26 protein-coding genes are annotated in these 25,579 nt (G+C 58.6%); 20 read left to right on the plus strand and 6 right to left on the minus strand.

Annotated features, from left to right (window positions below; genetic code table 11):
- Window positions 1–37: 37 nt before the first annotated feature.
- Window positions 38–505: an SRPBCC family protein gene (locus tag ACR0JI_RS18815; RefSeq protein ID WP_480495970.1), complete on the plus strand. Its 468-nt coding sequence runs from the start codon at window positions 38–40 to the stop codon at window positions 503–505.
- Window positions 495–1,010 (plus strand): N-acetyltransferase family protein, encoded by a 516-nt coding sequence (locus tag ACR0JI_RS18820; protein ID WP_480495968.1) that lies wholly within the window; start codon window positions 495–497, stop codon window positions 1,008–1,010. The genes ACR0JI_RS18815 and ACR0JI_RS18820 overlap by 11 nt, the downstream gene beginning before the upstream one ends.
- A gap of 120 nt (window positions 1,011–1,130) precedes the next feature.
- Here ACR0JI_RS18820 and ACR0JI_RS18825 read toward each other — a convergent pair whose 3' ends face one another.
- Window positions 1,131–1,964: a prephenate dehydratase gene (locus ACR0JI_RS18825; RefSeq protein ID WP_480495966.1), complete on the minus strand. Its 834-nt coding sequence runs from the start codon at window positions 1,962–1,964 to the stop codon at window positions 1,131–1,133.
- 120 nt (window positions 1,965–2,084) lie between these two features.
- Here ACR0JI_RS18825 and ACR0JI_RS18830 point away from each other — a divergent pair, with 120 nt between their 5' ends.
- The 5 genes from ACR0JI_RS18830 to ACR0JI_RS18850 all read left to right on the plus strand — a co-directional run bounded on the left by ACR0JI_RS18830 (window position 2,085) and on the right by ACR0JI_RS18850 (window position 8,449).
- Window positions 2,085–2,597, plus strand: coding sequence for a c-type cytochrome (locus ACR0JI_RS18830; protein WP_480495984.1), 513 nt, complete (start codon window positions 2,085–2,087; stop codon window positions 2,595–2,597).
- A 170-nt stretch (window positions 2,598–2,767) separates the two neighbouring features.
- On the plus strand, window positions 2,768–4,672 hold the full coding sequence (locus ACR0JI_RS18835) for an extracellular solute-binding protein (RefSeq protein ID WP_480495964.1): 1,905 nt from the start codon (window positions 2,768–2,770) through the stop codon (window positions 4,670–4,672).
- Window position 4,673: 1 nt separating this feature from the next.
- Window positions 4,674–5,768 carry a microcin C ABC transporter permease YejB gene (locus ACR0JI_RS18840; RefSeq protein WP_480495962.1) on the plus strand — a complete coding sequence of 365 codons (1,095 nt, stop codon included), beginning with the start codon at window positions 4,674–4,676 and terminating at the stop codon, window positions 5,766–5,768.
- Window positions 5,769–6,875, plus strand: a complete 1,107-nt coding sequence (locus tag ACR0JI_RS18845; protein WP_480474086.1) for an ABC transporter permease — start codon at window positions 5,769–5,771, stop codon at window positions 6,873–6,875. It abuts the gene before it with no gap.
- Window positions 6,872–8,449, plus strand: coding sequence for an ABC transporter ATP-binding protein (locus ACR0JI_RS18850; protein WP_480474085.1), 1,578 nt, complete (start codon window positions 6,872–6,874; stop codon window positions 8,447–8,449). Before ACR0JI_RS18845 ends, ACR0JI_RS18850 begins: the two co-directional genes overlap by 4 nt.
- A gap of 24 nt (window positions 8,450–8,473) precedes the next feature.
- Here ACR0JI_RS18850 and ACR0JI_RS18855 read toward each other — a convergent pair whose 3' ends face one another.
- Window positions 8,474–10,402, minus strand: a complete 1,929-nt coding sequence (locus ACR0JI_RS18855; RefSeq protein WP_480474084.1) for an elongation factor G — start codon at window positions 10,400–10,402, stop codon at window positions 8,474–8,476.
- Between the two features lie 210 nt (window positions 10,403–10,612).
- Entirely contained in the window at window positions 10,613–11,968 is a 1,356-nt protein-coding gene (gene hemN / locus ACR0JI_RS18860) for an oxygen-independent coproporphyrinogen III oxidase (RefSeq protein ID WP_480474083.1), read from the minus strand.
- A gap of 61 nt (window positions 11,969–12,029) precedes the next feature.
- On the opposite strand from hemN, the gene fnrL reads away from it, so the two are divergent.
- Window positions 12,030–12,773 (plus strand): transcriptional regulator FnrL, encoded by a 744-nt coding sequence (gene fnrL, locus ACR0JI_RS18865; RefSeq protein ID WP_480474082.1) that lies wholly within the window; start codon window positions 12,030–12,032, stop codon window positions 12,771–12,773.
- A gap of 73 nt (window positions 12,774–12,846) precedes the next feature.
- Window positions 12,847–13,101 (plus strand): GlsB/YeaQ/YmgE family stress response membrane protein, encoded by a 255-nt coding sequence (locus ACR0JI_RS18870; RefSeq protein WP_209507747.1) that lies wholly within the window; start codon window positions 12,847–12,849, stop codon window positions 13,099–13,101.
- A 39-nt stretch (window positions 13,102–13,140) separates the two neighbouring features.
- Here ACR0JI_RS18870 and ACR0JI_RS18875 read toward each other — a convergent pair whose 3' ends face one another.
- Complete coding sequence (locus tag ACR0JI_RS18875; RefSeq protein WP_480495960.1) at window positions 13,141–13,980, minus strand: universal stress protein; 840 nt, start codon at window positions 13,978–13,980, stop codon at window positions 13,141–13,143.
- A gap of 201 nt (window positions 13,981–14,181) precedes the next feature.
- On the opposite strand from ACR0JI_RS18875, the gene ccoN reads away from it, so the two are divergent.
- Genes ccoN through ccoP form a run of 4 tightly spaced genes read left to right on the plus strand, consistent with a single transcriptional unit; the run spans window position 14,182 to window position 17,592 of the window.
- A complete protein-coding gene (ccoN, locus tag ACR0JI_RS18880; protein ID WP_480495957.1) occupies window positions 14,182–15,789 on the plus strand; it encodes a cytochrome-c oxidase, cbb3-type subunit I in 1,608 nt (535 codons plus the stop codon).
- A gap of 16 nt (window positions 15,790–15,805) precedes the next feature.
- Window positions 15,806–16,534: a cytochrome-c oxidase, cbb3-type subunit II gene (gene ccoO, locus ACR0JI_RS18885; RefSeq protein WP_480474079.1), complete on the plus strand. Its 729-nt coding sequence runs from the start codon at window positions 15,806–15,808 to the stop codon at window positions 16,532–16,534.
- A gap of 12 nt (window positions 16,535–16,546) precedes the next feature.
- Window positions 16,547–16,732, plus strand: coding sequence for a cbb3-type cytochrome c oxidase subunit 3 (locus tag ACR0JI_RS18890; RefSeq protein WP_209507756.1), 186 nt, complete (start codon window positions 16,547–16,549; stop codon window positions 16,730–16,732).
- The gene (gene ccoP / locus ACR0JI_RS18895; protein ID WP_480474078.1) at window positions 16,729–17,592 is read left to right on the plus strand and encodes a cytochrome-c oxidase, cbb3-type subunit III; all 864 of its coding nucleotides are present in this window, start codon (window positions 16,729–16,731) and stop codon (window positions 17,590–17,592) included. The genes ACR0JI_RS18890 and ccoP overlap by 4 nt, the downstream gene beginning before the upstream one ends.
- Window positions 17,593–17,744: 152 nt before the next feature.
- On the opposite strand, the gene ACR0JI_RS18900 is transcribed toward ccoP, so the two are convergent.
- Window positions 17,745–17,903: a hypothetical protein gene (locus ACR0JI_RS18900; protein ID WP_480474077.1), complete on the minus strand. Its 159-nt coding sequence runs from the start codon at window positions 17,901–17,903 to the stop codon at window positions 17,745–17,747.
- 100 nt (window positions 17,904–18,003) lie between these two features.
- Here ACR0JI_RS18900 and ACR0JI_RS18905 point away from each other — a divergent pair, with 100 nt between their 5' ends.
- The 7 genes from ACR0JI_RS18905 (at window position 18,004) to nusG (ending at window position 24,241) form a co-directional block, all read left to right on the plus strand.
- Window positions 18,004–18,879, plus strand: coding sequence for a LysR family transcriptional regulator (locus tag ACR0JI_RS18905; RefSeq protein WP_480495955.1), 876 nt, complete (start codon window positions 18,004–18,006; stop codon window positions 18,877–18,879).
- Window positions 18,880–18,981: 102 nt separating this feature from the next.
- Window positions 18,982–20,409 carry a cytochrome c oxidase accessory protein CcoG gene (gene ccoG, locus ACR0JI_RS18910; protein WP_480474074.1) on the plus strand — a complete coding sequence of 476 codons (1,428 nt, stop codon included), beginning with the start codon at window positions 18,982–18,984 and terminating at the stop codon, window positions 20,407–20,409.
- A 2-nt stretch (window positions 20,410–20,411) separates the two neighbouring features.
- Window positions 20,412–20,870: a FixH family protein gene (locus ACR0JI_RS18915; RefSeq protein ID WP_480495953.1), complete on the plus strand. Its 459-nt coding sequence runs from the start codon at window positions 20,412–20,414 to the stop codon at window positions 20,868–20,870.
- Window positions 20,871–20,873: 3 nt separating this feature from the next.
- Window positions 20,874–23,051 (plus strand): heavy metal translocating P-type ATPase, encoded by a 2,178-nt coding sequence (locus ACR0JI_RS18920; RefSeq protein ID WP_480495952.1) that lies wholly within the window; start codon window positions 20,874–20,876, stop codon window positions 23,049–23,051.
- Window positions 23,052–23,056: 5 nt separating this feature from the next.
- Window positions 23,057–23,215 carry a cbb3-type cytochrome oxidase assembly protein CcoS gene (gene ccoS, locus ACR0JI_RS18925; protein WP_209507770.1) on the plus strand — a complete coding sequence of 53 codons (159 nt, stop codon included), beginning with the start codon at window positions 23,057–23,059 and terminating at the stop codon, window positions 23,213–23,215.
- A gap of 99 nt (window positions 23,216–23,314) precedes the next feature.
- On the plus strand, window positions 23,315–23,512 hold the full coding sequence (gene secE, locus ACR0JI_RS18930; protein ID WP_480474071.1) for a preprotein translocase subunit SecE: 198 nt from the start codon (window positions 23,315–23,317) through the stop codon (window positions 23,510–23,512).
- A gap of 195 nt (window positions 23,513–23,707) precedes the next feature.
- A complete protein-coding gene (nusG, locus tag ACR0JI_RS18935) occupies window positions 23,708–24,241 on the plus strand; it encodes a transcription termination/antitermination protein NusG (RefSeq protein WP_209507773.1) in 534 nt (177 codons plus the stop codon).
- A 96-nt stretch (window positions 24,242–24,337) separates the two neighbouring features.
- Here nusG and ACR0JI_RS18940 read toward each other — a convergent pair whose 3' ends face one another.
- Window positions 24,338–25,549 (minus strand): peptidoglycan-binding domain-containing protein, encoded by a 1,212-nt coding sequence (locus ACR0JI_RS18940; protein WP_480474070.1) that lies wholly within the window; start codon window positions 25,547–25,549, stop codon window positions 24,338–24,340.
- Between the last annotated feature and the right edge of the window lie 30 nt (window positions 25,550–25,579).

Below are 25,579 nucleotides of genomic sequence, written 5' to 3' on the forward strand. Positions count from 1 at the left end.
AAACATTGGCTCAGTAATTACGACAGCAAAGGTCAGTATGCAGTTTTCAGCGCGCGAAGATATCGAAGCCCCCATCCAATCGGTATTCGACATGGTGTCGGATTTCGAACGGTTCGAGCGTATGGCAATGCGCCGCGGCATCGATGTGCGCCGTTTGGGCGGTGGCGCAGCGGTGACTGCCGGAACCGAGTGGAATACGGAGTTCAAACTGCGCGGAAAGCCGCGTCAGATGTCAGTGGTTATGACAGATTTCGACAGGCCTTCGCAAATGCGATTTGACGCTGCCAGCAAGGGCATTACCGGGTTCACGACCGTGGATTTTCTGGCCCTGTCCCCGCGCCGGACACGCCTGAGCGTTGAAATGTCACTCGCCGCCAGGTCCCTGCCGGCACGGTTGCTGTTGCAATCCATGAAGCTGGGGCAATCCAGATTTCGCAAACAGTTCCAGGTGCGTCTCAGCGAATTCGCACGCGAGTTGGAGCAAAGGCACCTGCATGGCGGGTAAGACACAAGATCGCACGGCAGGTGCGATGGGCCCGGACCACCTGAGTTTCAAACCCGCATCCGAAAGCGATGCCGAAGGGGTCGCTGGCGTTCTTCACGATCTGGTCTTGGTTGGCAAGCGGCGCAAAGCCCACGATGTCGATTTTGCCCTAAGGCACTATGTTCGCCACCCGGATCAATTGCGGTGTACAATCGCCACGGACCCGAATGGTCACGTGCTTGGGTTCCAATCCCTGAAATATGCGGTCGAAAACAACCCTTACGGCGTGTCAGTCGGGTGGGGCGTGATTGGAACCCATATCCGACCATCAGCCGCCCGGCTTGGGATCGGGCGCGCACTTTTCGCGCACACTCTGGACGCGGCCCTAGCGCAGGGTCTCCCTGCTATCGATGCAACAATTGGCGCAGGCAATACTGAAGGTCTGGCCTATTACGAAGCCATGGATTTCCGGACGTACCGCACACAAGATGGGTCTGTGTCAAAGGTCTACCGGATTAACCGCTAGAGAGCGACGATTCTAGGCGCAGCGGCGCGAAGAGTGAACAGGCCACCGGCATTGCCAAACAGCTTCGAAAAAACGGGCAACAACGCATCAAGCCCAAAGGAATGCCGTCGCGAACCGAGATTATCCGCGCGGATGTGCTGCCGGATAGACGCCCAGAACCTCGACATTGGTCGTGAAATGCTCAAGCTCGTCCATGGCCAGCTGCACGTTGCGGTCTTCGGGATGCCCGACAATATCCGCGTAAAACTGCGTCGCGGTGAAGGAGCCGTCGACCATATAGCTTTCCAGCTTGGTCATGTTGATCCCATTGGTAGCAAACCCGCCCATCGCTTTGTAAAGCGCGGCAGGGATGTTGCGGACCTGAAACACAAAGCTGGTGATCATTCCATGATCGCCCCGGCGGGACAAATCCGTTTCGCGCGACATGACAAGAAAGCGGGTCGTGTTGTCGTCATTATCCTCGATATGGCGGGCCAGAACGTTCAGGTTATAGATCTCAGCGGCCAGCTCGCTGGCCAGCGCGGCTGAATGCGGATTGCCTTCCTCAGCCACTTCGCGGGCGGCGCGGGCGTTATCGGGGCTGACGCGGCCGCGAATGCCGTGTTCCTTCAGAAAGCCCGCGCATTGCGGCAGCAGTACCAGATGCGAATGCGCCTCGGTGATGTCTTCCAGTTTTGCACCCGGTACGGCAAGAAGGTTGATATGAACCCGGACAAAGGCCTCATCGATGATATGCAGCCCGCTGTGAGGTAACAGCCGGTGAATATCGGCCACCCGCCCATAGGTCGTGTTCTCGACCGGAAGCATTGCCAGATCCGCAGCACCCGAGCGGACCGATTCGATCACATCCTCGAAAGTGCGGCAGGGCAGGGCTTCCATATCTGGCCGAGCGTTGCGGCAGGCCTCGTGACTGTAGGCGCCGGGTTCCCCCTGAAAGGCAATGCGATTGGTCATTTGGTCGATTCCATGCAACAAGTTCGCGATTTGGTCGTTTCGTCGCGGTGTCTATACCTTGCCTCTCGCAAGGGGAAGCCTTAGACAGCTGCCCAGACAGCTGAAATGGACTCGCGATCAATGTTCGACACGATGACAGTAACCAAGGCCGCCGCAGGCCTGTTCGGCACATTCCTGGTGCTGCTTCTGGCCAAGTGGGGGGCAGATGTCCTCTATTCTTCCGGTGGCCATGGCTCGGCTGAGGCCGCCTACATTATCGAAACCGAAAGCTCGGGCGAAAGCGCCGACGGTGAAGAAGTGGTCTTTGAAGACCTGCTGGCCGCCGCAGACATCGAGAGCGGCGCAAAAGTGTTCCGCAAATGCACCGCGTGCCACAAGCTGGAAGACGGCGCAAACGGCACCGGCCCCTACCTGTACGGTGTGGTTAATCGCCCGGTCGCCTCGGCCCACGGTTTCACCGGGTACTCGGCCGGTATGCAGGCGCATGGCGGCAACTGGACACCCGAAGCGCTGGATGCCTTCCTGACCAAGCCCGGCAATTATATCTCGGGCACTTCGATGAGCTTTGCCGGCCTGAAAAAGCCGCAGGATCGCGCCGACGTGATTGCCTATCTGCAGACAATCGGCAACTGATTGCCTGAGCGATCAGAACCATTCAAAGCCGCTGCCGCAACGCAGCGGCTTTTTTGTCTGAAGAAACCTTCACAAAGTGCTCACGCATTCTAAACTTGTATCTGCACGTGCTGGCACTTTAGCTAGCGGTTACGACATTGACGGTGACAATGACCGAGAGGATGAGCCACATGAAATCCCTGATGCCTGCTGCACGTGATCTCGAGGTAAGGCCATGGGTTGGCATATTGGGGCTCTGTGCCGCGCTGATTGCTCCGCATACAGCCCAGGCGCTGGATGAGGGTGTCACCCGCAGCCACGGGTATTCGTATTTCGGAAATCTGGATTACCCGGCGGACTATGCGCATCTGAATTATGTGAATCCCGACGCCCCCAAAGGCGGCGAGCTTTCGCTGGCAGCTTCGGGAACGTTCGATTCCCTCAACCCCTATTCGCGAAAGGGGCGTGCCGGTGCGCTGACCACATTGCAATATGACCGTCTGTTTGAAAGTGCCGAAGACAGTGTCGGGCAGTATTACGGCGTAGTTGCGGAAAGTCTGGAATATGACGAAGGGCGCAATTACGTCATTTTCCATTTGCGCCCCGAAGCAACTTTTTGGGATGGCACGCCTGTCACGGCGGAAGATGTTGTCTACAGCCACCGTTTGTTCATCGAACAGGGCCTGCCATCTTACGCGCAGGCCGTTGGCCGTATGGTGACAGGAGCCGAGGCGTTGGATGACCATACAGTAAAATTTACATTCAATCCCGAAGTCACTCGCCGCAGCCTGATCGAAACCGTCGGCTCAACTCCTGTTTTCTCAAAAGCATGGTTCGAGGCAGATGAGACACGGCGCCTGGATGAACCACGGCTGGAAGTGGCGGTGGGCTCTGGCCCCTACAAGCTCGACAGCTACGACATCAATCGCCGCATCGTTTACAAACGCCGGGACGATTATTGGGGCAAGGACCTGCCTTTCAATGTCGGACGCAACAACTTCGATACAATTCGGGTCGAGTATTTCGCCGATCAGACGGCAGCGTTCGAAGGTTTCAAGGCGGGTGAATATACATTTCGGATTGAAAGTGATCCCAAGCTTTGGGCGACCGGGTATGATTTCCCGAAGCTGGATGAAGGCACCGTTATTCGGGATGAGATCGCAGATGGCAGCCCGCCGACACCTTCGGGCTTTGTCTTCAACCTTGGAAAACCGCAATTCGCCGACAAGAATGTCCGCAAGGGCCTGGCCTTGGCCTTCAATTTCGAATGGACGAACGAGTCATTGTTGTTCGGCCTGAACACGCCGCGGAATTCTTTCACGCAAGGAACCCCGATCGAGGCGCAAGGCCTGCCCGAAGGGGCTGAGCTGGCGTTCCTGCAGGCGTTGGGCGACGTCGTTCCCGAAGATGTCCTGACGGAACCCGCTGTAGTGGCGCACGAATCAAACCCTGCACGCCTGAATGACCGACAAAACCTGCGCAAAGCTGCCAGGTTATTGGACGAGGCAGGCTGGACCGTCGGCGAAGGCAATATCCGCCGCAATACCGAAGGGCAGACTTTGAAGGTGAATATTCCATATCCTTCAAACCTGCCGACCTCGACCGCAACGATGATCGAAACCTATGTCCAAAACCTGCAATCCATCGGGGTGGATGCCTCGACCGAGAAAGTTGACCCGGCGCAATACACGTTGCGCAGCCGCGAGCGGGATTATGACATGGTCTATTCCACGCGCTACGGGTCGTTTTTGTCTACCGGGGGCGGTCTGAGCCAGATGTACGGATCGGAAGAAGCGGCTTTTAGCCTGTTCAATCCGGCAGGTCTGGCCAGCCCCTTGGTCGACGCGATCATCGAGGCGTCCTTTGAAACGGACAATCAGGCCGATCAGGACACGGCGTTAATGGCTTTGGATCGCGCCTTGCGGTACGAGTTTTTCGTAATCCCCGTGGGGTACATCGCAGAATACTGGACAGCATATTACGATATGTACGAATACCCGGAAAACCTGCCGCCCTATTCGCTGGGTTATCTGGATTTGTGGTGGATCAATCCGGAAAAACAGGCTGCGTTGAAAGCGAAAGGCGCGCTGCGATAACATGGGCGCCTATATTCTAAGACGCTTATTGCTGATCATTCCGACTCTTCTGGGTATCATGATCGTCAACTTCACGCTGGTCCAGTTCGTACCTGGTGGGCCGGTCGAACAGATCATCGCGCAAATCGAAGGTCAAGGTGACGTATTCGCCGGGTTTGCCGGAGGGGGCGACGCCGGAGCGGGTTCCGAACCGGCGGGCGGTGTCTTCGACGACAAATATGTCGGCGCACGCGGCCTTCCGCCCGAGTTTATTGCCGAGCTGGAAAAAGAATTCGGCTTCGACAAGCCTCCGCTTGAACGGTTCCTGAATATGATGGGCAACTATCTGACGTTTGATTTCGGCGAGAGTTATTTCCGCTCGATCAGCGTGATCGATCTGGTGCTTGAAAAGATGCCGGTCTCGATCTCGCTGGGGCTGTGGTCGACCCTGATTGCCTATCTGGTCTCGATCCCGCTGGGTATTCGAAAGGCGGTCAAGGATGGATCGCAATTCGATACCTGGACAAGCGGGGCGATTATTGTGGCCTATGCCATTCCGGGCTTTTTGTTTGCGATCCTGCTGCTGGTGCTCTTCGCTGGCGGATCATATTGGCAAATCTTCCCGCTGCGCGGTCTGACGTCGGACAATTGGGACAGCCTGAGTTTCTTTGGCAAGATCACGGATTATTTCTGGCACATAGCGCTGCCGACGATTGCGTTGACGATCTCGGCCTTTGCGACGCTGACCCTGCTGACCAAGAACTCGTTTCTGGACGAGATCAAGAAACAGTACGTCATGACAGCCCGCGCCAAAGGGTTGAGCGAGCGCAAGGTGCTCTATAATCATGTCTTCCGAAACGCGATGCTGATCGTGATCGCAGGGTTCCCGGCCGTGTTCATCGGTGTGTTCTTCGGGGGGTCGATCATTATCGAGACGATCTTTTCGCTGGATGGTCTGGGCCGATTAGGGTTCGAGGCTGCCGTTGCGCGCGATTATCCGGTGATCTTCGGCACGCTGTTCATCTTCGGTCTGATGGGGCTGGTCGTCGGCATCATCAGCGACCTGATGTATGTGCTGGTCGACCCGCGCATCGATTTCGAAAAGCGGGAGGGGTAAATGGCTTTGTCCCCGCTGAACCAGCGCCGCTGGAGCAACTTCCGCCGCAACAGACGGGCCTTCTGGTCGCTGATCATCTTCTCGATCCTGTTTGGCCTGTCGCTCTTTGCCGAGTTTATCGCAAGCGACAAACCCATCCTTGTGAAATATCGGGGAGAGTACTTTACGCCGATCTTCAACTTCTACGCCGAAACCGAATTTGGCGGCGATTTCCAGACCGAAGCGATCTATCGCGACCCCGAAGTTCAGTGCCTGATCGACAGCGGTGGATTGGAAGACTGTTTCGATGATCCCGAAGGCATCATCGAACAGATCGACGCCGGAACGTTCCAGGCTGAGGGTTTTGAACGCGGCTGGTCGCTCTGGCCGTTGATCCCCTATTCCTTCAATACCTCGGTGGACCGGCCCGGCGCGGCGCCCCTGCCGCCCAACGGCCAGAACCTGCTGGGTACCGATGATACCAAGCGCGACGTGCTGGCCCGCGTGATTTACGGCTTTCGTTTGTCGATCCTGTTCACGCTGCTTGTGACGGGCGCGGCAAGCCTGATCGGGATTTTCGCCGGGGCCATACAAGGGTTCTTTGGTGGGTGGCTGGACCTGATCTTTCAGCGGATCATCGAAATCTGGTCCGCAACCCCGTCGCTTTACGTCATCATCATCATGTTTGCGGTGCTGGGGCGAAGTTTCTGGTTGCTGGTCGCGCTGATGATCCTGTTCAGTTGGACCGGGCTGGTCGGAGTGGTCCGCGCCGAGTTCCTGCGGGCGCGGAACCTTGAATATGTGCGCGCCGCGCGGGCGCTGGGCGTGGGCAACATGACGATCATGTTCCGTCATATGCTGCCCAATGCGATGGTGGCCACGCTGACCTTCATGCCGTTCATCGTCACCGGAACCATCGGCGGGCTGGCTTCGCTGGATTATCTGGGCTTTGGCCTGCCGTCCTCGGCCCCCTCGCTGGGAGAGCTGACCTTGCAGGCCAAGCAGAACCTTCAGGCCCCGTGGCTGGCCTTCACCGCCTTCTTCACCTTTGCCATTATGCTGTCGCTGCTGGTCTTCATCTTCGAAGGCGTTCGCGATGCGTTTGATCCCAGAAAGACCTTCTCATGAGCTTGCTGGATGTGAAAAACCTCAAGGTCTCGTTCCGTCAGGATGGGCAGGTCAACGCGGCGGTCAAAGGCGTGTCCTTCACTGTGGACCGGGGTGAAACCGTCGCGCTGGTGGGCGAATCCGGATCAGGAAAATCCGTGACGGCGTTATCGACCGTTTCCCTGCTGGGCGACAGCGCGTTGGTCGACGGCTCGGTCACCTATGACGGGCAAGAGATGATTGGCGCCTCGGAACAGCGTCTGATGGATGTGCGGGGCAACGACATCAGCTTTATCTTTCAGGAGCCGATGACCTCGCTGAACCCGTTGCACACGATCCAGAAACAGATGGCTGAATCGCTGGCCCTGCATCAGGGGGTGGCGGGCGATGTGGCGAGAGACAGGATTGTCGAGTTGCTGACCAAGGTCGGTATCCGCGATCCTCAAGACCGGCTGGACAGCTATCCGCATCAGTTGTCGGGCGGTCAGCGGCAACGGGTGATGATCGCAATGGCCCTTGCCAACAAACCGGACATCCTGATCGCGGATGAGCCGACAACGGCTCTGGATGTGACCATTCAGGCGCAGATCCTCGAACTGCTGGCTGAATTGCAGAAATCGGAAAACATGGGGATGCTGTTTATCACCCATGATCTGGGCATCGTGCGCCGCATTGCCGACCGGGTCTGTGTGATGAAAGACGGCGAGATTGTCGAAACCGGCGTGACGGCCGAGATATTCGAAAACCCGCAGCACCCCTATACCCGCAAACTTCTGGCGGCGGAGCCGTCGGGTCGGCCTGAACCCGTTGCCTCAGATGCGGAAGAGGTCGCACGCACCGACCACCTTAAGGTCTGGTTCCCGATCCAGCGCGGGTTTCTGAAGCGAACGGTTGGATATGTGAAAGCGGTGAACGACGCGACCCTTAGCGTGCGCGCGGGTGAGACGTTGGGGATTGTTGGCGAAAGCGGGTCAGGCAAGACCACGCTGGCGCTGGCCATGATGCGGTTGATCGCGTCCGAGGGTGGCATCACCTTTCGTGATCAGGACGTGCGCAAATGGTCCACGCGGGAACTGCGCCGGTTGCGCAAGGACATGCAGATCGTGTTTCAGGACCCGTTTGGCAGCCTCAGCCCGCGGATGACCTGCCAGCAGATCATTGCGGAAGGTCTGGCCATTCACAAAGTCGACCCGGACCGCGCGCCACGCGAACTTGTGGCCGAGGTGATGACTGAAGTGGGGCTTGATCCGGCGACGATGGATCGATACCCGCACGAGTTTTCTGGCGGTCAGCGTCAGCGCATCGCCATTGCGCGCGCAATGGTTCTGCGTCCCAAACTGCTGGTTCTGGACGAGCCGACCAGCGCGCTGGATATGACCGTTCAGGTTCAGATCGTCGATCTGCTTCGCAATCTGCAACAGAAATACGGGCTGGCCTATCTGTTCATCAGCCATGACCTGAAAGTGGTCCGTGCCATGTCGCACAACGTGATCGTCATGCGAAACGGCGATGTGGTCGAAATGGGCGCGGCAGAGGATTTGTTCGAAAACGCCCAGACCGACTATACCCGCGAATTGATCGCAGCGGCGGGCTGAGAACAGCCCGCCCGGTGTCGCGCGTCAGGCGCTGGCTTTTTCTCGCGCCGATGACTGGGGCACAGGCCCGCGCAGTTCTTCATAGTGATCAAAGCTCAGCTTGACCCACCCAGTTCCACGTGTGGCACTGGCAAGGGTGCGGTGCAGCTCGTCCTCGGCAACGGCGGGCAACTGGGCGTTGAATATCTCCCAGCCCGTTGCATTCGGGTTGCCCTCAAATCCCAGAACCTGCCCCTGAAGGGTGCTGATCGTTGGTACGAGATCGCCCACAAAAGCCGAGGGTAAGTGTATCTCGGCGCTCAGGATCGGTTGCAGGACCACAGGTTTGGCTTGCGGCAATGCCTCGCGCACGGCGTTCTTGCCTGCGGTCCGGAAGGCGTAATCCGAACTGTCCACATTGTGGTGTTTGCCATCGCTCAGGGTCACTTTGACATCAACCACCGGAAAGCCCTCGGGGCCTTGTTCCAATGCGTCCTTGGCCCCGTGTTCCACCGACGGGATGTAGTTTTTGGGAACGGCACCGCCCTTGACCACTTCATCGAACTGGAACCCCGATCCGCGCGGCAATGGCGCGACCGATATTACCACATCCGCGAATTGCCCCGCGCCGCCGGATTGCTTGCGATGGCGATGGCGATGCTCAACCGTTGCGCGGATGGTTTCGCGATAGGCGGTTTCCACCTGTTCCGCCTCGATCTCGATCCCGAAATCCTCTGCCAGCTTGGCGGTCACGCGGCGCATATGTTGCGGACCTTGCGAGCCCAGAATCGAATGGCCGCTCATCTCATCCTGTTGCAGATGCAGGCCCGGATCGATTTCGGCCAGACGGCTCAGGGCGTTTGACAGGCGCACATCGTCCCGCTCATGCGCGGGCGAGACGACTTGACGATGCGCAACCGGATGAGAAGACGCCCATTCTGGCAACTCTGTCGCGGAGGAACTGTCATAAATGTATCCGGGGTTGAGGTGATCGGATTTGACCGCCAGTCCGATCTGCCCGGCCTCCAGCGCGGCGATCTGGGTCTTGGCGTCCAGTGTTGTCAGGTTGCCGACCGTTTCACCGCCCAACGCCTCATGGGCTTTTACCCCGTCCCCAAGGCCGCGCAGAACGATGATCTTTCCGATATGCTTTTTGACATCCGCAAAGCCCGCGATGGCACGGGCGTTTTCGGCGGCCTCGTCTCGTCCGGCGGCGATATCAAACTCGGGGGCCTCATGACGCAGTGCTTTCATCAGGCGCGTCAGCCCGTTGCCGTGGCTTGCGGCGCCCAGACAGGCTGGGATCAACTGATGATTCTGCAAAACCTGCGCGGCCAGCTCATAAACCTCATCGCTTGGGGGCTGTTTGTCTTCAATCAATTGTTCCAGCAGGTGGTCATCGAAATCGGAAAGTGTCTCAAGCAACTCGGTCCGGGCTTCCTGCTCGCGATCCTCGACAGATTTGGGCAGCTCTATCAGGGCCGACGGCTGGCCCTCCTGATATTTCCACGCCCGTTCCGAGATCAGATCGACCGCGCCGATGATCGTGTCCCCCTCGCGGATCGGAACCTGACGCAGGGCGATGTGGTGCGTGCAGTAGGTTTGCAGCGCCGCGATGATGTCGCGGATGCGGCCATTGGGGTTGTCCATGCGGTTGATGAAAAGAAAACAGGGAATGCCTGCCTCTTCCACCAGCCGAAGATACGGCGCACACAGCACGGCGGCATTTGGATCGGGCGGTACCACGATAACGGCTGCATCCGAGATCGCCATGGCTGGGCCGACATACGCGAGGGAATCGCCACCCCCATCCACGTCGATCGCGCACCAGGGCTCGTCCAGGTAAGAAAAACCGTGCAAGTGCACGGTTCCGGAAACATCGAATGTGGTCGGGCGCCCGTCGAGACGGCTGATGGCCTCGACCAGGGTAGATTTGCCCGACTGGCTGGGCCCGAGGACGGTGAATACGCGCATGAGTGTTGTCCCTCTTTCAGGTTGCAGAATGGCTGCACGAAAAGGGCCGTCCGACGCAGTCGCGTCAGCTAGGACTGTCTGTAATTTGCCCGCCTCAGGCCGCAGGGCGAAACATCACCCCACAGCTTGAGTGTGGGAAAAACCGCAGGCGTGCGTCAAGCCCCCGATGTGTTTTGTACTCAACGGGCTGAATGTTGCCCGAAAAAAAGGTCAGATCGCCGAGCTGTGCCCGGCTTTGCTGAGGTCGTATGCGTCAAAGCTGCGGGCAACCATCCGGGTCAGCGCCCTCGCCTCGGGGGGGATGAACAGCCCTTCCTCGCTGATTTGCAGCAGCCCGTCGAATGAGGCGTTGGCGGCACGATACATCTCATTCAGCGCTGCGGCCGAGATATCGTGATCGCGCAGGATTTCAGCCGAATCGATCCGGAAATCGCACATCAGCGCTTCGATCAGACGGGCGCGCAGAATATCCTGACCTTTGAACAAGTGCCCGCGGGACGTCGAAAACTGCCCGTTGCGGATGGCTTTTGTATGGGCGGATGTGGCCGGGGCGTTCTGCGCATAGCCCTGTGGAAAGCGCGAGATCGAGCTGGCCCCGACACCGATCAACACATCGGCCTGATCGTCGGTATAACCCTGGAAGTTCCGCTTCAGACGACCCGTGCGCAGGGCCTGGGTCAGCCCGTCATCCTGCGTGGCAAAATGGTCGATGCCGATCTCGGCGTAGTTGTCCCACAGGAACAGGCGGCGGGCGGTGTCGAACAGTTCCAGCCGTTGTTCGGGCGTTGGCAGTGCGTCCGACGGGATCAGCTGCTGCCGTTTGGCCATCCACGGCACATGGGCGTACCCATAAAGCGCCACGCGGTCCGGGCTGAGCGACAGAAGCTTCTGCACGCTTTCCGTCATCCGGGCCTTCGTCTGGTGTGGCAGCCCGTAAAGGATATCCGCGTTCAGGCTGGCAATGCCACGTGCGCGGATCATGTCGATCGCGTCGCGCGTGGTATCGTAGCTTTGAATGCGGCCAATGGTCTTCTGGATTTCATCGTCGAAATCCTGCACTCCAATCGAGGCGCGGTTCATGCCTGCCTCTGCCAGCGCATCCAGACGCGCCTCGTCAATCTCGTTCGGATCGATTTCAACCGAAAACTCGGCGTCCGGCCCCATGGGGATGATCCCCAGAATGTGCTGTGCCAGATCGCGCATCAGCTGGGCGTTCAACAACGTTGGCGTACCGCCGCCCCAGTGCAGGCGCGACAGCACCACATCCGCGGGCAGGCGCGCCGCCAGCAGGTCCAGCTCGGCTTTTAGAACATCCACATATGCAATCACCGGATTGTCGGTTTGTGTGCCTTGCGTCCTGCAGGCGCAGAACCAGCACAGCCTGCGGCAGAACGGGACGTGGATATAAAGGGATATGGCGCTGCCGGGCTCGATTCCCGAAATCCAGTCGCCAAACATGTCCGCCCCCACGTCATTGTTGAAATGGGGCGCTGTGGGATAGCTTGTGTAACGCGGTACTTTCGCGTCAAAAAGTCCAAGCTTTGCCAATTGTGGTTTCACTATCATGACGATACCCTTAGGGGGCAGGCGACTTAGGTGCTTTGACGGAGATCAAGTGGAAACGCAGATGACAATAAAAGCACAGTTCGATCATTCAAATTGCGCAGACTGCCCGATACGACATCGCGCGGTCTGCGCCCGCTGTGACGCTGACGAGCTGGAAGCGCTTGATGCCATTAAGTATTACCGCAGTTTCGAAGCGGGTCAGACCATCATCTGGTCGGGCGACCAGATGAATTTTGTCGGTTCAGTCGTCGCGGGAATCGCGTCGCTGACACAAACGATGGAAGACGGGCGCACCCAGATGGTTGGTCTTCTCTTGCCCAGCGATTTCGTCGGTCGCCCGGGGCGCGACATTGCGCCTTACGATGTGCAGGCGACAACGGATGTCGTGATGTGCTGTTTCCGCAAGAAACCATTTGAAGAGCTGATGAACGAAACGCCACACATCGCGCATCGCCTGCTGCAGATGACGTTGGACGAGCTTGATGCTGCCCGTGAATGGATGCTGGTTCTGGGTCGCAAGACAGCGCGCGAAAAAATCGCCAGCCTGATATCGATCATTGCCCGCCGGGATGCGTCGATTGGTCAAAAGGGCCTGTCGGGACCGATCGTGTTCGATCTGCCCCTGACCCGAGAGGCCATGGCGGATTATCTGGGACTTACGCTTGAGACGGTCAGCCGCCAGATCTCAGCTCTGAAAAAGGACGGTTTGATCTTGCTGGAAGGCAAACGTCACGTGACCATCCCCGATCTTGGCCGGCTCATGGAAGAAGCAGGCGACGATTCCGATGGCGGGTTTCTGGTCTGACCGGTCTTTCGCTCGGCAGAACTCGCTTACCGCGACCATCCGGTCGGTTCACGAACTAACATAGGAGTGTGGCATGGGGTTCAGCAGTCTGTTGGCAATGCTGTTCATTGGCGCAATCGCCGGATGGCTGTCGGGAAAGATCATGGAGGGCCGTGGGTTCGGCCTGATCGGCAACATTATCGTCGGCATCGTCGGTGCGTTCCTATCGGGCATGATCTTTCCGGCGCTAGGATTTTCTGTTGGCGGGGGCCTGTTGTCGTCGATCCTTTTCGCAACAATTGGGGCCGTGATCCTGTTGTTCCTGATCGGCCTCATTCGTCGGGGGTGAAAAAAGCCGCCTGTCGAGGCGGCTTTTTGCTTGTTTAGGTCAGTGCGCCAGGAACACCGGAACCGAGGATTGTTCCAGCATGTTCCGGGTCGCCCCGCCCAGAATGGCTTCGCGAAAGCGGGAGTGGCCATAAGCGCCCATCACAATCATGTCCGATTCGGTATCCGTCGCGTGGCGATTAAGGATATCCGAGACGCGGGTCATGGTCTTGCTGAGCACATCGATCTCGCATTTGACACCATGACGGGCCAGCATCTGGGACAGCATCCCACCCGGGTCCGACCGGTCTGGCCCATGCTGTGGTGGGTCAATAACCACAATACGGACGATCTCGGCCCGTTTGAGGAAGGGCAGGGCCCGCCGGATGGCGCACATGGCCTCGACGCTTTCGTTCCAGGCGATCATGATGTTGCCCGGCGCTTTCAACGGCGCGCCGCTGTCGGGAACCACAAGAACAGGGCAATGTCCTTCGAACATGGCCGCTTCGATAATGGGCTCGGCCTCGGCCCCCCGACCTTCACCATACGGATGTGGCAGGATCACAAGGTCGGAAAACCGGGCCCGGTGCGCGACGTGGCGCCCGATATCGGCAATTTGTGCAACGCCGTGTTCGGCGGACCAACGCACGCCGGATTTGCCGAGATAGTCATTGGCAAAGGCCAGCAAATCCTGTGCCTCGGCATTGGCCCGGTTCAGCGTTTCCTGAACGATCAAAGCATTGGCACCCGCATAATAGTAACCTGTCTGACTGCGATCGACGCCCAGACACAGGACTTCGGCATGGGCATCCTGAGCCTCGGCCAGGGCCACAATCTGCGCCAAAGCAGCCTGTGCAGTCTGCGTTTCGGTCATGACTGTGAGAAGAGATTTGTACGCCATTTTGACCTCATGGTTCGGGCAATTGGTCTCATGTGACCTGTTAGCCCTTTTCTACTACCATGCGTGTCATAGAAAACGCTGGACTGTCTTGATACAGATCAAAGCAATGAAGGTGGCCGTGCTTCAGAACGGCAGCCAGTCAAATGGGTTTCGCGCGTCATAAGAATCAAAAGCGCGCGGGGCATGGCAAAGGGACGCAATATGTCGAATTACATCAAGCTGATCGTGCTTGGTCTGATCGCGCTGTTTGCAGCGATCGGAACCAATTATGCACGCGATTTGGCGTATCAGGTACATGCGCTGCTGGTGATGCTCATCGCCGGTGGCCTGTTCATCTGGACGCTTCGAAACACAGACGAGCCAGATATTCAGATCGACCGCTCGGGCGAATACATGGATGGCGTGATCCGCTATGGCGTGATCGCAACTGCCTTTTGGGGCGTGATCGGGTTCCTCGCCGGGACGTTTATCGCGTTTCAGCTGGCGTTTCCGGTACTGAACTTCGAATGGGCGCAGGGTTATCTGAATTTTGGTCGTCTGCGTCCGTTGCACACTTCGGCGGTCATTTTTGCATTTGGCGGTAACGCATTGATCGCAACCTCGTTCTATGTGGTTCAGCGTACCAGCGCAGCGCGGCTTTGGGGCGGCAACCTCGCGTGGTTCGTGTTCTGGGGCTACCAGCTGTTCATCGTTCTGGCCGCAACCGGCTATGTGCTGGGCGGAACGCAGTCCAAGGAATATGCCGAACCTGAATGGTATGTCGATCTGTGGCTGACCATTGTTTGGGTCGCCTATCTGGCGGTCTACCTGGGTACGATCATCAAGCGGAAAGAACCCCACATCTATGTGGCCAACTGGTTCTACCTGGCCTTTATCGTCACCGTTGCCATGCTGCATCTGGTCAACAACATGACCATCCCGGTCAGCATCTGGGGTTCGAAATCGGTCATCGTCTGGTCAGGCGTGCAGGATGCCATGATCCAGTGGTGGTATGGCCACAACGCTGTGGGCTTCTTCCTGACCGCGGGTTTCCTGGGCATGATGTACTATTTCATCCCGAAACAGGCCGAACGCCCGGTGTTTTCGTACAAGCTGTCGATCATCCACTTCTGGGCGCTGATCTTCCTGTATATCTGGGCCGGTCCACACCACCTGCACTATACCGCGCTGCCTGACTGGGCGTCGACGCTGGGTATGGTGTTCTCGGTGATCCTGTGGATGCCGTCCTGGGGCGGTATGATCAACGGTCTGATGACGCTGTCGGGTGCCTGGGACAAGCTGCGCACCGATCCGGTGATCCGCATGATGGTCATCTCGGTCGGCTTCTACGGCATGTCCACCTTTGAAGGTCCGATGATGTCGATCCGTGCTGTGAACAGCCTCAGCCACTACACCGACTGGACCATTGGTCACGTGCATTCGGGCGCGCTGGGCTGGAACGGCATGATTACCTTTGGCGCGCTGTACTTCCTGGTGCCCGTGCTTTGGAAGCGCGAGCGTCTGTACTCGCTGCAGATGGTCAGCTGGCACTTCTGGCTCGCCACGATCGGCATCGTGCTTTATGCCGCGTCGATGTGGGTCACCGGTATCATGGAAGGCCTGATGTGGCGTGAAGTGGATGCAAATGGCTTCCTGGTGAACTCGTTCGCTGACACCGTGGCCGCCAAGTTCCCGATGTATGTGGTGCGTTCTCTGGGTGGCGTTCTGTTCGTCGCTGGCGCCGTGATCATGTGCTACAACCTGTGGATGACTGTGCGGAAAGCGCCGGCCAAAGAGGCCAGCCTGACCGTCGCGGTCCCTGCTGAATAGAGGGAGGGCCGGAGCAATGGCAATTCTCGACAAACATAAGATCCTCGAGACCAACGCGACCCTCCTGCTGATCTTCAGCTTTCTGGTCGTGACCATCGGTGGCCTGGTGCAGATCACCCCGCTGTTCTATCTTGAGAACACCATCGAGAAGGTGGAGGGCATGCGCCCTTACACCCCTCTCGAAATGGCAGGGCGTGAAATTTACATCCGCGAAGGTTGCTATGTCTGCCACAGCCAGATGATCCGCCCGATGCGGGACGAGGTCGAACGTTATGGCCACTACTCGCTGGCGGCTGAATCGATGTATGACCACCCGTTCCAGTGGGGATCAAAGCGTACCGGACCTGATCTGGCGCGTGTCGGTGGCCGCTATTCGGATCAGTGGCAGATGGACCACCTGCGCGACCCTCAGTCTGTGGTGCCTGAATCGGTGATGCCCAAATACGGCTTCCTCGAACATCGCAAGATCGACGGCAAGTATATCGGTGACATCATGGCGACCAATGCGGTTGTCGGCACCCCTTATACCGACGAGATGCTGGAAAACGCGGTTGCCGATTTCAGCGCGCAGGCCGACCCGGACAGTGACTACGACGGTCTGCTGGAGCGGTACGGTGACAAGGTCAACGTACGCAACTTCGATGGTCAGCCTGAACTGACCGAAGCCGACGCGCTGATCGCCTATCTGCAAATGCTGGGTACGCTGGTCGATTTCTCGACCTTTACCCCGGATGCAAGCCGTTAACAGGAGGGTGGGATGGAAGAATACACACTTCTTCGACAGTTCGCGGATAGCTGGATGCTGCTTGTGTTGTTTGCCTTCTTCGTTGGCATCGTGATCTGGGTTTTCCGCCCCGGTGCCAGCAAGGAATACAAGGACACTGCCAACATCCCCTTCCGGCATCAAGACAAACCCGCCACACCCAAGGAGGCGCGGCAATGAGCAAGACACCTGATAAACAGCCGGGCGATCCAAATACAACCGGGCACAGCTGGGACGGGATTGAGGAATTCGACAATCCCATGCCGCGCTGGTGGCTATGGACCTTCTACGCCACCATCTTCTGGGGCGTGATCTATACGATCATGTTTCCGGCCTGGCCCTTGGTCCACGGCGCGACAGCCGGTGTGCTGGGATGGTCAACCCGAGAAAACGTTCAGCAGGACATGGTTGCCTTCGAAGAGGCAAACGCGCCCTGGAACGCCAAGCTGGTGGAAACTTCGCTGGAAGACATCGCCAAGGATGCAGAACTGCAGCAATATGCCGTGAACTCGGGAGGTGCGGTGTTCCGGACCTGGTGCGCACAATGCCATGGTTCGGGTGCGCAGGGTGCGCCGGGTTTCCCGAACCTGTTGGATGATGCCTGGCTGTGGGGCGGAACGCTGGACGATATCGTTTACACCGTCAGCTACGGTATCCGGAACGAAGAAAGCGCCGATGCGCGCTATTCCGAGATGCCGGCATTTGGCGAAATCCTCGAACATGAGGAAATCACGCAGGTGGTCCAGTACGTCATGTCGCTGAGCAATGCCCAGACCGACGATGCGGCAGCGCAGGCAGGTAAAGTTGTCTTCGAAGACAACTGTGCGGCCTGCCACGGCGAGGATGGCACAGGCGATATCTTCCAGGGTGCGCCGAACCTGACTGACGCGATCTGGCTTTACGGTGGCAGTGAAGAAATGCTGACGGAAACCGTAACTTACAGCCGCTTTGGTGTCATGCCGAACTGGGATACCCGCCTGACCGAGGCGCAGATTCGCGCCGTATCTGCCTATGTCCACCAGTTGGGCGGCGGTCAGTAAGATCTAAAGAACACCTTCGGGCGGTTCGCCGCCCGAAGGCTGGGGCACCGGCTGTTCCATCTGTTCGCGCGTTTCCTGAACAGCCGGTGCTTTTTTCCCACAATAAGGCCACTTAAACCTGTGGTCCAGATTCAGGTTTACTGTTACCTGCGTCAAAAGTTGTTCGGATCCACCTCGCGCGGGTTTTTAATCCACCAATGACCTTCCGGCAGCCAACGGCGTTTGTGGCGACCCGGTTTTGGCACATCGCGAATATGCGGCGCATTGATCCGGGTTGCGGTCATGAAAGATCTGGCAAAAACGGTCAGCATGGTTGGTCTCCTCTGCAAGGGTATCTCTGCAATAAAGATTGACCTTTGAAGTGCTGAATGCGACTCAAATACCATTCCATAGTGTAAGTCAGGGTTACATATGAATTGGTTGTCGCTTCCCCCATTGGCCGCGCTGAGGGCGTTTGCGGCATTTGCTGAAAAACGCAACGTCGTCGAAGCTGGTGCTGCGTTGAACGTAAGCCATGCGGCGATTAGCCAGCAGTTGCGCGTACTTGAGAACCATCTGGGTGCTGCCTTGCTGGATCGAACAGGCAAGGCCCTGACCCTGACCGCCGATGGTGAACATCTGGCCCGAGCCCTGCAACTCGGGTTTGGCGCGATCGAGGCGGCAGTGGGGGATTTGGCGCGGTCTGGTCAGGACCGCCCGGTCCACGTGTCGCTGACATCCTCTTTTGCGGCCTCTTGGCTGATGCCGCGTCTACCGGCTTTTCGCGAAACCCATCCCGAGGTGAACCTGATCCTCGATCCCACTGCCGAAGTTGTTGAACTGCGACCGGGTGGGATCGACATTGCCATTCGATACGGCCCCGGCGGTTGGACCGGTGTGCAATCAGAGATGCTGTTGCAGTCGCCGGTGGTCATCGTCGCCGCTCCGAAACTGCTGGGTGAAAAGATGTCATGGACGCCGACCGAGCTGGCCCAACTGCCCTGGCTTGAGGAAATCGGCACCACCGAGGCGACGACCTGGCTGGCCGAACATGGTGCCGGTCCTGAACGCGGTGCGGGCCGGACCGAGCTGCCGGGAAACCTGGTACTGGACGGTCTGCGGGCCGGGCAGGGGGTCACTGTCACGGTGCGACATTTCGTCGAGCCTGACATCAAGGCCGGTCGTATTGTCGAGCTTTATGCAGAGCCGGATACGCGCGGATACCATATTGTGACGCCAAATTCGCCACTTAGACCAGCTGTCAGAACTTTTGTGACGTGGTTGAGGCGTCAGGCACGGGAAATGTGATAAAAGGTGTCTGTACGATGCGCGTTTTGACCCATGTCAAAGTTGCTATGCACGTGATCTGGAAGAACACACACTCAGAAGAGCCAGTACCGGAGCCAGCCTGTGAGCGATTCCAACCCCACCCCCAGCCTATACGCCGCACGAGAACCGATCTTTCCAAGGCGCGTTTCTGGGCCATTTCGGAACCTGAAATGGATCATCCTTATCGTGACACTGGGCATTTACTATGTAACGCCCTGGATAAGATGGGATCGCGGCCCCAGCTTGCCGGATCAGGCCGTCCTGCTGGATTTGGCAAACCGACGCTTCTATTTCTTCTGGATCGAAATCTGGCCGCACGAGTTCTATTTCGTGGCGGGCCTGCTGATCATGGCGGGGCTAGGTCTGTTTCTATTCACATCTGCGCTGGGGCGGGTCTGGTGCGGGTATGCCTGCCCGCAAACGGTCTGGACTGACCTTTTCATTCTGGTCGAGCGCTGGATCGAAGGCGACAGAAACGCCCGTTTGCGCCTGCATCGTCAGGAAAAGCTGGATTTCCGCAAGGCTCGGCTCCGGTTGACGAAATGGGTGACCTGGTTCCTGATCGGCCTGGCCACCGGCGGTGCCTGGGTGTTTTATTTTGCGGATGCGCCGACGCTGCTCCGCGATCTTGTGACGGGCAACGCGCATCCCGTCGCTTACACGACGATGCTGGTTCTGACTGGCACGACCTTCTTTTTCGGCGGGTTCGCCCGCGAACAGATTTGTATCTACGCGTGTCCTTGGCCGCGCATTCAGGCCGCGATGATGGATGAAGACACGCTGGTCGTGGGATACCGCGAATGGCGTGGTGAGCCGCGCGGCAAAGGCAAGCGAACAGCTGATTCCGAGTTGGGGGATTGCATCGACTGCATGGCCTGCGTGAATGTCTGCCCTGTCGGAATCGATATCCGCGATGGTCAGCAGCTTGAATGTATCACCTGTGCCCTGTGTATCGACGCGTGTGACGACATGATGGCCAAGATCGGCAAACCGCGCGGGCTGATCGATTATATGGCGCTCAGCGACGAGCCGCGCGAACGCTCGGGACAACCGCCCAAGAATGTCTGGAAACACATCTTCCGGCCCCGTACGATCCTGTACACCTCGTTGTGGTCACTGGTGGGGGTTGCGCTGCTGTTCGCCCTGTTCATTCGCTCTGACATCGATCTGACCGTAGCACCCGTGCGCAACCCGACCTTTGTCACCCTGTCGGATGGCACCATTCGAAACACCTATGACGTCAGGCTGCGCAACAAGCACGGTGAGGACCGCCTGTTCAAATTGTCTCTGGCGGGCGATCCGTCGATGCGATTGGAAATTGAGGGAACCAAGATAGATACTGTGAATGTCACGGCGGATACGGCACAATTGACCCGTGTATATATCGTGGCATCCCGTGACAGCGGTCCGGCGGCAGCAGAAGCGACGCCAGTGCGGATCTGGGTCGAAGACCTCAGCAGCGGCGAACGTGCTTACAAAGACACCACGTTCAACGGACGGGGGAACTGATCATGGCCGAACGTAAATTCACCGGAAAGCACGCTTTGGCGGTGTTTGTCGGTGCCTTTGGCGTGATCATCGCGGTGAACCTCGTGCTGGCTTATAATGCGGTGAAGACGTTTCCGGGACTGGAGGTCAAGAATTCCTACGTTGCCAGCCAGGAGTTCAACGATCGCCTGAAAGAGCAGCAGGCATTGGGCTGGACGGTTCGGGCAGAAACCAAAGGTGGCCTTCTGATCCTGCATATTACGGACGCGACCGGCGCGCCGGTTCAGGTCAGCGAATTGCAGGCGGTGGTTGGCCGCGCAACCCATGTGCGGGACGATTTCGCACCGGATTTCACCTTTGACGGCGCGGCCTATGCCACTCCGGCCATGCTGGGCAAGGGCAACTGGAATATCCGGCTGGTCGCGCGTGACGGCAATGGTGCCGAGTTTTCGCAGCGCGTTCCGCTGTATGTGAAAGGGTAACCGATGACGGCGCAGCTTTCATCCGGTACAGCGGCATGTCCGGGGTGTCTTGCAGCACCAGCAGAACCCGTGCGCCCGATTCCGGAAGATGTGCAGATTGCCTTGTCCTTGCCGGGCATCCACTGCTCGGCCTGTATCACGACGGTCGAACGTGAACTGAACGCCCATCCCGGTGTCGAAGACGCGCGGGTCAACCTGACTCTGAAACGGGCGATGATCAAAGCCGCGCCGGAAACCCGAGCGGCCGATCTGATCCCGGTGCTTGAACGGGCAGGTTTCGAAGCGCACGAGCTTGACCCCGGCGCTTTGTCGGCAACACAGGCGGACAAGGCGGGGCGTGACCTGCTGATGCGACTGGCCGTCGCCGGGTTTGCTTCCATGAACGTGATGCTGTTGTCGGTGTCGGTCTGGTCCGGCGCAACAGACGCGACGCGTGACATGTTCCACTGGATCTCCGCTGCAATCGCGCTGCCTGCCATTGCCTTCTCGGCGCAACCGTTCTTTGCCAACGCTTGGAGCGCCCTGCGGGTGCGGCGGCTGAACATGGATGTGCCGATCACGCTGGCGATCCTGCTGGCGCTGGTCACATCCCTGTGGGAGACCGCACTGAGCGGAGAGCATGCCTATTTCGATGCCGCGCTGACCCTGACATTCTTCCTGCTGGCGGGCCGATATCTGGACTACCGCACCCGCGCCGCAGCCCGATCCGCGGCAGAAGAGCTTACCGCTCTGGAAGTGCCGCGCGCCATCCGCATCGTGGACGGGCTAGAGGCCGAAGTTGCGGTGGCCGATCTGAAGGTTGGTGATCTGATCCTTGTGCGCCCCGGTGGCCGAATGCCGGTGGACGGTCAGATCGTGTCTGGCCAATCCGAACTGGACCGCTCGCTGTTGACGGGGGAAACCCTGCCGGTGTTTGCCGAAGCCGGCCAGCTGGTCAGTGCGGGCGAGGTCAACCTGACAGGTCCGCTAACCCTGCGCGCCACAGCAGTGGGGCAGGATACGTCGCTGCACCGGATGGCGGATCTGGTGGCCATCGCTGAATCGGGGCGGTCCCGCTATACCTCGCTGGCCGACAAGGCCGCCAAGCTTTATGCGCCCGGTGTCCACATCCTTTCGGCGCTCAGCTTTGTGGGGTGGTACATCTATTCGGGCGATTTGCGCACCGCTCTGAACATCGCCGCGGCGGTTCTGATCATCACCTGTCCCTGCGCCTTGGGTCTGGCTGTTCCGGCAGTGACCACCGCTGCCTCGGGCCGGTTGTTCCGCAAGGGTATGCTGATCAAGCACGCAACCGCGCTCGAACGGTTGTCCGAGACCGACACCGTGGTGTTCGACAAGACGGGCACGCTGACCTCGGGTGCGCCGGAACTGGTCAATCTTGGCGATCACGCCCGCGCGCAGGTCGAGGTTGCGCTGGCCCTGACCGAGGCCTCTGCGCATCCCTTGTCCGTGTCATTGGCCAAAGCCGCGCGACAGGCCGGGATCAAGCCTGCAAATGTTCGGGACATAACCGAAGTGCCGGGATACGGCACCCAAGGGGAATACCGCGGTCAACGCGTTCGTTTGGGCCGGGCCGCATGGCTCGGCGCACAGCAGGGCGCGGAAACGTCTGCCTGGCTTGCAATTGGCGACGATGCGCCCTTGGCGTTCCGCTTCTCGGACGCGTTGCGCCCAGGCGCGGCCGAGGCGGTGGAAGCGTTGCGCGCGTCAGGCAAGCACGTGCTGTTGATCTCGGGGGATTCGAAGGGCGCCGTGCAATCTTTGGCCGAGAAGCTGGGAATAACGGATTGGGTCGCCGAGGCTTTGCCGCAGGACAAGGCACAGCGCATTCAGGACCTCAGGGATCAGGGCCGCAAAGTTCTGATGGTGGGGGACGGCCTGAACGACACGGCTGCATTGGCGGCGGCACATGTGTCGATCTCTCCGGCCTCGGCGTTGGATGCGGCGCGGGTTGCCTCGGACATCGTTCTTCTGGGCAATGACCTTCTGCCCATTGCGGATGCCTGCGATACGGCCATCAAGGCCACCCGTCGCATCCGCGAGAACTTCCAGATCGCAACCGTTTACAACGTGATTGCCGTTCCGCTGGCCGTGATCGGACTGGCAACACCGCTGATCGCGGCCTTGGCGATGTCGACCTCTTCAATTACCGTATCGCTGAACGCATTGCGGCTGAGGTAACCCTGATGGAAGTGCTTGCCTATCTGATCCCGATATCCCTGTTTCTGGGGGGCGTTGGTCTGGTCGCCTTTATCTATACCGTTCGTTCCAATCAGTACGAAGACCCCGATGGCGACGCGCGCCGCATCCTGAGTGACGAGTGGGACGACAAACCCAAACCCTGACCAATCGCCCGATATGCGCAGAGTTCATCCAAGCGCCCTTGAAATTGCCGCAATGCCCGGCTATGTCCGGCCCATCCGCAAGCAGAGAGAACACGCCAAATGGCCACCACCAACCCGATCCAGTTCATTCAGCAAGTCCGTGCCGAAGTTTCCAAGGTCGTCTGGCCGACCCGGCGCGAAGTGCTGTTGACCACGGTCATGGTCTTCATCATGGCGGCGCTGACAGCTGTGTTTTTTGCTTTGGTCGATCTGGGTATCCGGGGCGGCCTTCAGCTGGTTCTGGGCGCTTTCGGCTAAGCCGGTTCAGGCGGGGGCAAATACGACTGCCCCTTGCACCTCGCGCGATGTCAGAGTAGGTGACGCATATTCGGAATGGGCGTGTGGCGATTCGGGCCGCGCGCCGCTTTTTATTCCGGATAACGTGACAGGATTTAAATGACGGGTGTGTCCGCAAGATGTGATACCCCGAAGACAAACAAGGACGACAGGTTCATGGCGAAACGGTGGTACTCGGTCAGCGTTCTTTCGAATTTCGAAAAGAAGATCGCAGAGCAGATCCGCACGTCGGTGGCTGAACAGGGCCTTGAGAACGATATCGACGAAGTTCTGGTGCCCACCGAAGAGGTGATCGAAGTGCGCCGGGGCAAGAAGGTCACCACCGAACGCCGCTTTATGCCGGGTTACGTGCTGGTGCATATGGAAATGTCGGATCAGGGCTATCACCTGATCAACTCGATCAACCGCGTCACCGGCTTTCTGGGCCCGCAAGGTCGCCCGATGCCGATGCGCGACGCCGAGGTGAACCAGATCCTCAACCGCGTTCAGGAAGGCGAAGAAGCGCCCAAGCTGATGATCACTTTCGAGATCGGCGAAAAGGTCAAGGTCAACGACGGCCCGTTCGAGGATTTCGACGGCATGGTCGAGGGCGTTGACGACGAGGCGCAAAAGCTGAAGGTTTCGGTGTCGATTTTTGGCCGCGAAACCCCGGTCGAGCTGGACTTCACGCAGGTCACCAAGCAAAGCTAAGCGTTCTGCCAGAGAAATTCGAAACGCCGCGATGTCAAAGCATCGCGGCGTTTTCAGTTTCAGCCCTACACGGGCCGATACAGTTTTCAAATGGGCTTACTGCGACTGAACCATGGCTGCGCGCAAAAGCTGCGGGCGGTCGGTCTGGGATGGCAGGAAAACCGCCTGCGACCCGGAATCCAGCGCCGAAAGGCTTGCATCATACCACTGCATCGCAAGGTCGCGGCGCGCCTGGACACCAAAGCCTTCGCGCAGGTGGTGACCGACCAGTTCTCCGTATGCGGGTTCACCCATGGCAACCAGCATCAGCGCGGAGCCAACCGCGGTATCCATGTTGTCCTGACGATATCCCATCGCAAGGCAGACCTTGCTGGTCGCGGCAAGATCAGCAGGGCTTAGACCCGAATCCAAGGCAAGCTTGCGCACTTGGGTTTCAGCCTCTGATTTCGAGTTGATAGACAGCGCGTCAACTTGCGGTGCCAGCATGTCGCCATAGGCGGCGCACTGGGCTGCGACCTGATCGGGTGTAAGGCCCTGGATGTCCTGCATCAGTTCTTCACCCTGTGCCATCGCATAGCTGCGGGCAAGGCAGAATTGCTCGCTGAGCGCAAAGTCAGGATCGGACATGTTCGACAGGGTCGTATAGCCGCCATTGGTCGACGTTTGCAGCATGACCCCGCTGCACCGATTGGCTAACGATGGGCCTCCGGTACCGCCGGAAAACAGGCTCGGCAGGCTGGCTGTCGTAGCTTCAGCGGCGCTTGTTGCGGGTTCGGCCTGTTGAGGCGTGATAACCGGGATGGCCGGGGCCTGGGTCTGAGGCGCCGCCGCCAAGGCAGAGCCGGTTTGCACCTGTTGCCGATAGGCCATCAAAAGCGGTTGACCCGAAAGCTGGGTTGCCGCCTGCCCACCGCTTGTCGCCCAGTAATAGGCCTGCATCAGAAAGTCATACTGATAGGGCTGGAAGTCATAGCCATTCACAGGATAGCCCATGGACACCTGATAGCGTTCGATCGCCGACCGGGTCCCATGCCCGACCTGCCCATCGACACGCCCGGCATTATAGCCGAAATAGTTGAGCGCGGTCTGTGTCTGCGCCCCTTGCGAGGTGGACGGAATGCCTGACCGGTAGGTCTGGCTTGAAGACCGGGACTTTTTCTTTTGCTGGTCCTTGCCGATCGCGTATCCGACGACCCCGCCAACGACAGCGCCGCCGATGAAGTCGCCCGCATCGGCCCGTGCGGTCTGGGGAACGGACGCCGCAAAAGACAGTGCGGCGACAAGCATAGTTAATAAACGAATAATCATGACGAACCTCCGAACAAATTTGTTTTCCCC

It is taken from the genome of Ruegeria sp. N10 (assembly GCF_056531545.1).

What these genes read in the sequence shown, in the direction of transcription:
- ACR0JI_RS18815 (WP_480495970.1), top strand. Translation starts at nt 38, where the DNA reads ATGCAGTTTTCAGCGCGCGAAGATATCGAAGCCCCCATCCAATCGGTA.
- ACR0JI_RS18820 (WP_480495968.1), top strand. Translation starts at nt 495, where the DNA reads ATGGCGGGTAAGACACAAGATCGCACGGCAGGTGCGATGGGCCCGGAC.
- ACR0JI_RS18825 (WP_480495966.1), bottom strand. Translation starts at nt 1,964, where the DNA reads ATGACCAATCGCATTGCCTTTCAGGGGGAACCCGGCGCCTACAGTCAC.
- ACR0JI_RS18830 (WP_480495984.1), top strand. Translation starts at nt 2,085, where the DNA reads ATGTTCGACACGATGACAGTAACCAAGGCCGCCGCAGGCCTGTTCGGC.
- ACR0JI_RS18835 (WP_480495964.1), top strand. Translation starts at nt 2,768, where the DNA reads ATGAAATCCCTGATGCCTGCTGCACGTGATCTCGAGGTAAGGCCATGG.
- ACR0JI_RS18840 (WP_480495962.1), top strand. Translation starts at nt 4,674, where the DNA reads ATGGGCGCCTATATTCTAAGACGCTTATTGCTGATCATTCCGACTCTT.
- ACR0JI_RS18845 (WP_480474086.1), top strand. Translation starts at nt 5,769, where the DNA reads ATGGCTTTGTCCCCGCTGAACCAGCGCCGCTGGAGCAACTTCCGCCGC.
- ACR0JI_RS18850 (WP_480474085.1), top strand. Translation starts at nt 6,872, where the DNA reads ATGAGCTTGCTGGATGTGAAAAACCTCAAGGTCTCGTTCCGTCAGGAT.
- ACR0JI_RS18855 (WP_480474084.1), bottom strand. Translation starts at nt 10,402, where the DNA reads ATGCGCGTATTCACCGTCCTCGGGCCCAGCCAGTCGGGCAAATCTACC.
- hemN (WP_480474083.1), bottom strand. Translation starts at nt 11,968, where the DNA reads ATGATAGTGAAACCACAATTGGCAAAGCTTGGACTTTTTGACGCGAAA.
- fnrL (WP_480474082.1), top strand. Translation starts at nt 12,030, where the DNA reads ATGACAATAAAAGCACAGTTCGATCATTCAAATTGCGCAGACTGCCCG.
- ACR0JI_RS18870 (WP_209507747.1), top strand. Translation starts at nt 12,847, where the DNA reads ATGGGGTTCAGCAGTCTGTTGGCAATGCTGTTCATTGGCGCAATCGCC.
- ACR0JI_RS18875 (WP_480495960.1), bottom strand. Translation starts at nt 13,980, where the DNA reads ATGGCGTACAAATCTCTTCTCACAGTCATGACCGAAACGCAGACTGCA.
- ccoN (WP_480495957.1), top strand. Translation starts at nt 14,182, where the DNA reads ATGTCGAATTACATCAAGCTGATCGTGCTTGGTCTGATCGCGCTGTTT.
- ccoO (WP_480474079.1), top strand. Translation starts at nt 15,806, where the DNA reads ATGGCAATTCTCGACAAACATAAGATCCTCGAGACCAACGCGACCCTC.
- ACR0JI_RS18890 (WP_209507756.1), top strand. Translation starts at nt 16,547, where the DNA reads ATGGAAGAATACACACTTCTTCGACAGTTCGCGGATAGCTGGATGCTG.
- ccoP (WP_480474078.1), top strand. Translation starts at nt 16,729, where the DNA reads ATGAGCAAGACACCTGATAAACAGCCGGGCGATCCAAATACAACCGGG.
- ACR0JI_RS18900 (WP_480474077.1), bottom strand. Translation starts at nt 17,903, where the DNA reads ATGCTGACCGTTTTTGCCAGATCTTTCATGACCGCAACCCGGATCAAT.
- ACR0JI_RS18905 (WP_480495955.1), top strand. Translation starts at nt 18,004, where the DNA reads ATGAATTGGTTGTCGCTTCCCCCATTGGCCGCGCTGAGGGCGTTTGCG.
- ACR0JI_RS18915 (WP_480495953.1), top strand. Translation starts at nt 20,412, where the DNA reads ATGGCCGAACGTAAATTCACCGGAAAGCACGCTTTGGCGGTGTTTGTC.
- ACR0JI_RS18920 (WP_480495952.1), top strand. Translation starts at nt 20,874, where the DNA reads ATGACGGCGCAGCTTTCATCCGGTACAGCGGCATGTCCGGGGTGTCTT.
- ccoS (WP_209507770.1), top strand. Translation starts at nt 23,057, where the DNA reads ATGGAAGTGCTTGCCTATCTGATCCCGATATCCCTGTTTCTGGGGGGC.
- secE (WP_480474071.1), top strand. Translation starts at nt 23,315, where the DNA reads ATGGCCACCACCAACCCGATCCAGTTCATTCAGCAAGTCCGTGCCGAA.
- nusG (WP_209507773.1), top strand. Translation starts at nt 23,708, where the DNA reads ATGGCGAAACGGTGGTACTCGGTCAGCGTTCTTTCGAATTTCGAAAAG.
- ACR0JI_RS18940 (WP_480474070.1), bottom strand. Translation starts at nt 25,549, where the DNA reads ATGATTATTCGTTTATTAACTATGCTTGTCGCCGCACTGTCTTTTGCG.